General features: G+C 54.9%; 2 tRNA genes and 3 rRNA genes. All 5 read left to right on the top strand.

The annotated features are described in order from the left end of the window. The first annotated feature begins 546 nt into the window (after positions 1-546). The 5 genes from DFR29_RS28640 to rrf all read left to right on the top strand — a co-directional run bounded on the left by DFR29_RS28640 (position 547) and on the right by rrf (position 5,713). Positions 547-2,083: ribosomal RNA gene (locus DFR29_RS28640) — 16S ribosomal RNA — on the top strand. An 89-nt stretch (positions 2,084-2,172) separates the two neighbouring features. Continuing rightward, positions 2,173-2,248, top strand: a tRNA-Ala gene (locus DFR29_RS28645). 21 nt (positions 2,249-2,269) lie between these two features. Then, positions 2,270-2,346, top strand: a tRNA-Ile gene (locus DFR29_RS28650). A gap of 256 nt (positions 2,347-2,602) precedes the next feature. Beyond that, positions 2,603-5,477: ribosomal RNA gene (locus DFR29_RS28655) — 23S ribosomal RNA — on the top strand. A gap of 123 nt (positions 5,478-5,600) precedes the next feature. After that, positions 5,601-5,713: ribosomal RNA gene (gene rrf, locus DFR29_RS28660) — 5S ribosomal RNA — on the top strand. Together the 16S, 23S and 5S rRNA genes with 2 tRNA genes alongside form the textbook arrangement of a ribosomal RNA operon. Positions 5,714-5,759: the final 46 nt, after the last annotated feature.

Below are 5,759 nucleotides of genomic sequence, written 5' to 3' on the forward strand. Positions count from 1 at the left end.
AAGACGTTTGCCGGGGGTTGACGGAATCGAAAGCGGATGTATTATTCGCGGCCCTTCGCAGCGGTGGTTAAGCGGAGCGAGGGGTTGGGTAGCGATACCTGGCGCGGGTTGTACGGTGGTTTCGGGGTTGGTTTTCGGTGGAGTCGAAAGACGAGCGCCGGGGGTTGACGAAAGCGGAACCGGATGTATGATTCGCGGCCCTTCGTTGAGGCGGTAAGCGCAAGCGGAGGGGGCGGCGGAAGTCGCAGGAATAGAAAGGCTTTTCGTGGTGGTGAAGTTGGCGGCGGGTTCGAAAAGAAAGACGAACTTGGGTGTTGACGGAAACGAAAGGTGATGTAAGATAGGCGGCTCACCGGGACGAAATGTTGCCGGGGTGGAACGAAGCGAAAGCGAGTTCCGACGCTAAAGATCTTTGACAGTGTGCGCAGGTGTTTTGTGTGGGCGCCTTGGGATGGACGAAGTCCATCGAAGTATCAAGGCGTCCTCAAGTAAGCATGCAAATGCAAGCAACAGGCCCTTAAAGTAATTGACGTAAGTCAGAAGATCTAACTGAAGAGTTTGATCCTGGCTCAGAGTGAACGCTGGCGGCAGGCCTAACACATGCAAGTCGAGCGGCAGCGCGGGGCAACCTGGCGGCGAGCGGCGGACGGGTGAGGAATGCATCGGAATCTACCCTGTCGTGGGGGATAACGTAGGGAAACTTACGCTAATACCGCATACGACCGAGAGGTGAAAGTGGGGGACCGCAAGGCCTCACGCGATTGGATGAGCCGATGCCGGATTAGCTAGTTGGAGGGGTAAAGGCCCACCAAGGCGACGATCCGTAGCTGGTCTGAGAGGATGATCAGCCACATTGGGACTGAGACACGGCCCAAACTCCTACGGGAGGCAGCAGTGGGGAATATTGGACAATGGGCGCAAGCCTGATCCAGCCATGCCGCGTGTGTGAAGAAGGCCTTCGGGTTGTAAAGCACTTTTGTTCGGGAAGAAATCGTGCGGATTAATACTCTGTACGGATGACGGTACCGAAAGAATAAGCACCGGCTAACTTCGTGCCAGCAGCCGCGGTAATACGAAGGGTGCAAGCGTTACTCGGAATCACTGGGCGTAAAGCGTGCGTAGGCGGTTCGTTAAGTCTGCTGTGAAAGCCCTGGGCTCAACCTGGGAACTGCAGTGGATACTGGCGGACTAGAGTGTGATAGAGGATGGTGGAATTCCCGGTGTAGCGGTGAAATGCGTAGAGATCGGGAGGAACACCAGTGGCGAAGGCGGCCATCTGGATCAACACTGACGCTGAGGCACGAAAGCGTGGGGAGCAAACAGGATTAGATACCCTGGTAGTCCACGCCCTAAACGATGCGAACTGGACGTTGGTTGCAACTTGGCAATCAGTGTCGAAGCTAACGCGTTAAGTTCGCCGCCTGGGGAGTACGGTCGCAAGACTGAAACTCAAAGGAATTGACGGGGGCCCGCACAAGCGGTGGAGTATGTGGTTTAATTCGATGCAACGCGAAGAACCTTACCTGGCCTTGACATCCAGTGAACTTTCCAGAGATGGATTGGTGCCTTCGGGAACACTGAGACAGGTGCTGCATGGCTGTCGTCAGCTCGTGTCGTGAGATGTTGGGTTAAGTCCCGCAACGAGCGCAACCCTTGTCCTTAGTTGCCAGCACGTAAAGGTGGGAACTCTAAGGAGACTGCCGGTGACAAACCGGAGGAAGGTGGGGATGACGTCAAGTCATCATGGCCCTTACGGCCAGGGCTACACACGTACTACAATGGTCGGTACAGAGGGTTGCAATACCGCGAGGTGGAGCCAATCCCAGAAAACCGATCCCAGTCCGGATCGGAGTCTGCAACTCGACTCCGTGAAGTCGGAATCGCTAGTAATCGCGGATCAGCTATGCCGCGGTGAATACGTTCCCGGGCCTTGTACACACCGCCCGTCACACCATGGGAGTTGGTTGCTCCAGAAGTAGGTAGTCTAACCGCAAGGGGGACGCTTACCACGGAGTGGTCAATGACTGGGGTGAAGTCGTAACAAGGTAGCCGTATCGGAAGGTGCGGCTGGATCACCTCCTTTTGAGAATGGCTTAGCCGTCTCAAGACGCCCTCACAAGGCACCTGCATTCAGAAGAGAGCCTCATCGAGAAGATGAGTGTTCCGTACAACGGGGCTTTAGCTCAGCTGGGAGAGCACCTGCTTTGCAAGCAGGGGGTCGTCGGTTCGATCCCGACAAGCTCCACCACTAAAGTTCGAAAGAACGATTGGGTCTGTAGCTCAGGTGGTTAGAGCGCACCCCTGATAAGGGTGAGGTCGGTGGTTCGAGTCCTCCCAGACCCACCATTGTCGCGCCGTGAGGCGATCCGGTAACCGGAAAGATAATGGTGAGCGGCTGAGACCGGTGTATGTAACCTTCTGAATGACTTGCGCACACGAATTTAAAGCGATCTGGCATTGTGGCTGGATCGTGTTCTTTGACAACTTGGGATGTGAACAAGCGTTTGGAACTCTGTCGAGTCCAAATGTGTCGTTGAGGCAAGTAGGCGAAGTAGAAACACAGGAGTTTGTTGTGTAATTCCGAGGCGACTTGGAGTTATATGATCAAGCGACTAAGCGCATACGGTGGATGCCTTGGCAGTCAGAGGCGATGAAGGACGTGGCAGCCTGCGAAAAGCACCGGTGAGTCGGCAGCAGACTTTGACCCGGTGATGTCCGAATGGGGAAACCCACTCCGCAAGGAGTATCCACACCTGAATATATAGGGTGTGGAGGCGAACTCAGGGAACTGAAATATCTCAGTACCTGAAGGAAAAGAAATCAACCGAGATTCCCCAAGTAGTGACGAGCGAACGGGGACTAGCCCTTAAGCATTGCAGGTTTTAGTGGAATGGTCTGGAAAGGCCAGTCACAGACGGTGATAGCCCGGTACACGAAAGGGCCTGCAGTGTGAAATTGAGTAAGGCGAGGCACGTGAAACCTTGTCTGAACATGGGGGGACCATCCTCCAAGGCTAAATACTCCTGACTGACCGATAGCGAACTAGTACCGTGAGGGAAAGGCGAAAAGAACCCTGGTGAAGGGAGTGAAATAGAACCTGAAACCGTATGCGTACAAGCAGTGGAAGCCCGCAAGGGTGACTGCGTACCTTTTGTATAATGGGTCAGCGACTTACATTTTGTGGCGAGCTTAACCGTCTAGGGGAGGCGAAGGGAAACCGAGTCTGAATAGGGCGCATAGTCGCAAGGTGTAGACCCGAAACCGGGTGATCTAGCCATGACCAGGGTGAAGGTCCGGTAACACGGACTGGAGGCCCGAACCCACTCCCGTTGCAAAGGTAGGGGATGAGTTGTGGTTAGGAGTGAAAAGCTAATCGAACCCGGAGATAGCTGGTTCTCCTCGAAAGCTATTTAGGTAGCGCCTCATGTATCACTGCTGGGGGTAGAGCACTGTTATGGCTAGGGGGTCATTGCGACTTACCAAACCATTGCAAACTCCGAATACCAGCAAGTGTGAGCATGGGAGACACACGGCGGGTGCTAACGTCCGTCGTGAAAAGGGAAACAACCCAGACCCGCAGCTAAGGTCCCAAAATCGTCGCTAAGTGGAAAACGATGTGGGAAGGCACAGACAGCCAGGAGGTTGGCTTAGAAGCAGCCACCCTTTAAAGAAAGCGTAATAGCTCACTGGTCGAGTCGGCCTGCGCGGAAGATTTAACGGGGCTAAGCGATGTACCGAAGCTCGGGGTTTACTCGCAAGAGTAAGCGGTAGAGGAGCGTTCCGTAAGCCTGTGAAGGTGAGTCGTAAGGCTTGCTGGAGGTATCGGAAGTGCGAATGCTGACATGAGTAACGATAAGGGGGGTGAAAAGCCTCCCCGCCGAAAGCCCAAGGTTTCCTCGCGCAACGTTCATCGGCGCAGGGTGAGTCGGCCCCTAAGGCGAGGCAGAAATGCGTAGTCGATGGGAAGCGGGTTAATATTCCCGCACCTGACTGTAGTGCGATGGGGGGACGGAGAAGGCTAGGTGTACCGGGCGTTGGTAGTCCCGGGGAAAGGAGGTAGGCGTTGAGAGTAGGCAAATCCGCTCTCATTTACGCCGAGCACCGAGACGAGCTCTTTGAGCGAAGTCACTGACGCCACGCTTCCAGGAAAATCCTCTAAGCTTCAGCTACGGTTGGACCGTACCGTAATCCGACACAGGTAGGCAGGGTGAGAATCCCAAGGCGCTTGAGAGAACTCGGGTGAAGGAACTAGGCAACATAGCACCGTAACTTCGGGAGAAGGTGCGCCCAGAACTGTGGCAACACGCGTTGCTGAGCAGTTTTGGGCCGCAGTGACCAGGCCGCTGCGACTGTTTATCAAAAACACAGCACTCTGCAAACACGTAAGTGGACGTATAGGGTGTGACGCCTGCCCGGTGCTGGAAGGTTAATTGATGGGGTCAGCCGCAAGGCGAAGCTCTTGATCGAAGCCCCAGTAAACGGCGGCCGTAACTATAACGGTCCTAAGGTAGCGAAATTCCTTGTCGGGTAAGTTCCGACCTGCACGAATGGCGTAACGACAGCGGCGCTGTCTCCACCCGAGACTCAGTGAAATTGAAATCGCTGTGAAGATGCAGCGTTCCCGCGGCAAGACGGAAAGACCCCGTGAACCTTTACTATAGCTTTACACTGAACGTTGAGTTCGTCTGTGTAGGATAGGTGGGAGGCTACGAAACCATGGCGCTAGCTGTGGTGGAGCCATCCTTGAAATACCACCCTGATGTGCTTGACGTTCTAACCTAGATCCGTAATCCGGATCGGGGACCGTGTATGGTGGGTAGTTTGACTGGGGCGGTCTCCTCCCAAAGAGTAACGGAGGAGCTCGAAGGTACGCTCAGCGCGGTCGGACATCGCGCACTGTGTGCAAAGGCATAAGCGTGCTTGACTGCGAGATCGACGGATCAAGCAGGTACGAAAGTAGGACTTAGTGATCCGGTGGTTCTGTATGGAAGGGCCATCGCTCAACGGATAAAAGGTACTCCGGGGATAACAGGCTGATACCGCCCAAGAGTTCATATCGACGGCGGTGTTTGGCACCTCGATGTCGGCTCATCACATCCTGGGGCTGTAGTCGGTCCCAAGGGTATGGCTGTTCGCCATTTAAAGTGGTACGCGAGCTGGGTTCAGAACGTCGTGAGACAGTTCGGTCCCTATCTGTCGTGGGCGTTGGAGGTTTGAGAGGGGCTGCTCCTAGTACGAGAGGACCGGAGTGGACGATTCCCTGGTGTTCCGGTTGTCACGCCAGTGGCACCGCCGGGTAGCTATAATCGGAAGCGATAACCGCTGAAAGCATCTAAGCGGGAAGCGCGCCTCAAGATGAGACCTCCCGGAGCATAAGCTCCCTAAAGGGCCCAGATAGACTATCTGGTTGATAGGGTGGGTGTGTATCGCAGTAATGCCGAGCTAACCACTACTAATGACCCGTGCGGCTTGATCATATAACTCCAAGACGCTTCGCTGGCCTCAACCACACGTTGAACCAACATCGTTCCAATCTCTGTTCACATCCCAAGTCACAACGCCGAGTCCGCGCTCGTTCCTTAGCGCGACTCCAATGTCTCCCTGGCGGCCATAGCGGTTTGGTACCACCCGATCCCTTCTCGAACTCGGAAGTGAAACGAACCCGCGCCGATGGTAGTGTGCATCCGCATGCGAGAGTAGGTCACTGCCAGGGCCTTACACCTCAAAACGCCATCCCGATAGGGATGGCGTTTTGTTTT

Origin of the sequence: Tahibacter aquaticus (assembly GCF_004363655.1) — a bacterium.
In the GTDB taxonomy this organism is placed as follows: domain Bacteria; phylum Pseudomonadota; class Gammaproteobacteria; order Xanthomonadales; family Rhodanobacteraceae; genus Tahibacter; species Tahibacter aquaticus.